This is a genomic window from Mesorhizobium sp. M7A.F.Ca.CA.004.12.1.1 (assembly GCF_003997835.1).
Classification (GTDB): domain Bacteria; phylum Pseudomonadota; class Alphaproteobacteria; order Rhizobiales; family Rhizobiaceae; genus Mesorhizobium.
Map to the genome: position 1 here is coordinate 1 of NZ_RZRK01001082.1, position 1,636 is coordinate 1,636.

2 protein-coding genes and 1 pseudogene are annotated in these 1,636 nt (G+C 63.4%); 2 read left to right on the top strand and 1 reads right to left on the bottom strand.

Going from position 1 to position 1,636, the window contains the following annotated elements; genetic code table 11:
• A pseudogene (locus tag EN984_RS33815) lies at window positions 1-270 on the top strand (peptidase S15); the annotation flags it as partial.
• Between the two features lie 20 nt (window positions 271-290).
• On the opposite strand, the gene EN984_RS33820 reads toward EN984_RS33815, so the two are convergent.
• Window positions 291-1,193 (bottom strand): LysR family transcriptional regulator, encoded by a 903-nt coding sequence (locus tag EN984_RS33820; RefSeq protein WP_127270117.1) that lies wholly within the window; start codon window positions 1,191-1,193, stop codon window positions 291-293.
• A gap of 102 nt (window positions 1,194-1,295) precedes the next feature.
• On the opposite strand from EN984_RS33820, the gene EN984_RS33825 reads away from it, so the two are divergent.
• Window positions 1,296-1,636: alcohol dehydrogenase catalytic domain-containing protein (locus tag EN984_RS33825; RefSeq protein WP_164765883.1), on the top strand; the 341-nt coding region annotated here is incomplete at its 3' end.

Here is a 1,636-nt window from a genome sequence, read left to right on the forward strand (position 1 = left end):
GTGCGGCATCCACATACGGGAATGGTGCTCTCGGCGAGGCATGTCGACCGGTTCATCATCCACCCCGACGATCCGAACTCGGCGGTCGGCACCTGCACCTGGGACAAGTCCTATGGTCGCGGCGACTGGCAGGTGCGGCTTTCAGTGAAGGCGACGGTAAGGGCGCTGCGAAAGGTCTGGCGGATCGAGACCCACATCACCGCCCATGATGGCGATGAGCTGATCGTCGACCGCAGCGAGGTCAAGGAGTATCCGCGCGATCTCAACTGAGAGCGATTGCGACGTTGCGGTTAGGCCATCGACTTCGGCAAGGCAGCCGCCAGCGCATCGACGGCCAGCCGCACCTTCAGCGGCAGATGCGGTGTCTGCAGCCAAAGGGCGTGGCAGTCGTAGAGATATCGCGGCTGATCCGGCAACAGCGCCAGCAGAACGCCGGCTTCAATGCGCTCGCGCACCAGCCACCAGGGCAACCAGGCAAGGCCCATGCCGTCGGCAGCCGCGTCAGCGATGGCATCGAGATCGTCGAGCCGCAGACGGCCGGTCGGTATGATCTCCTGCACCGGTTGCCCCTCTCGAGCAAATAGCCAGGGCTGAATGATCTGGCCGAGCCGGCGGTAGACAATTGCCTGATGGTCGGCGAGATCCTCGATCTGTCGCGGTTCGCCATGATTTCTGAGATAGGAAGGTGCGGCGCAGACGACCATGTCCTGGCGCGCGACGCGGCGTGCGATCACCCCCGCCTTGTCGCCCAGAGCACCGGTCCGAATGGCGAGATCGTAGCCATCCTCGGCAAGATCGGCGAAGCGATCGCTGAGAGATAGATCGAGTTCCAGCATCGGATATTGCCGGGCGAGTTTCAGCAGCACGGGCGTCACGCAGTGGCGACCGAAATGCGCCGGCATGGTGACGCGCAGTTTTCCGCGTGGCTCCGAAAACTGGTCGGCGGCGAGCGCATCTGCGGCGTCGGCCTCGGCCAGCACCACCCGACAGCGTTCATAGTAAGCGCGGCCGAAATCGGTCAGGTTCTGCCGGCGTGTGGTCCGGTTGAGCAGGCGAACGCCAAGCCGTTCTTCGAGAGACCGGACATGCTTGCCAACCATCGGTCCCGAGACGTCCAGGGCGACCGCTGCTGCCGCGAACGAGCCGAGATCGACGGCCTTGACGAACACAGCCATGCTTTCGAGCCGATCCATATTCGGAACTCCTGGTTTCTACTGTTCTTCTCGTGCAGCCATTTATCCCTGGGCAGCCTAGCTGCATAGCTCATTCGGTCCAGTTGATTTGGAGTATCCCGAATGACACGTGTGGTTCGCTTTCACCAGCATGGCGGCCCTGAGGTTCTGCGCATCGAGGATGCCGAGCTTCCCCCACCGGGCCCGGGCGAAGTTCAAATCCGCGTCAAGGCGCTCGGCCTCAACCGCGCCGACGCGCTGCTGCGCGCGGGTTCCTATATCGAGACGCCGAAGCTGCCCTCGGGGCTTGGTCTCGAAGCGGCGGGTGTCATCGAGGCTATAGGCGACGGCGTGAAGGAATTCGCGCCGGGCGACGGCGTCAGTGCCATCCCGCCGCAATCGATGATCCGCTGGCCGGCCTATGGCGAGCTTGCCACTTATCCCGCGGAACTTATCGTCAAGCA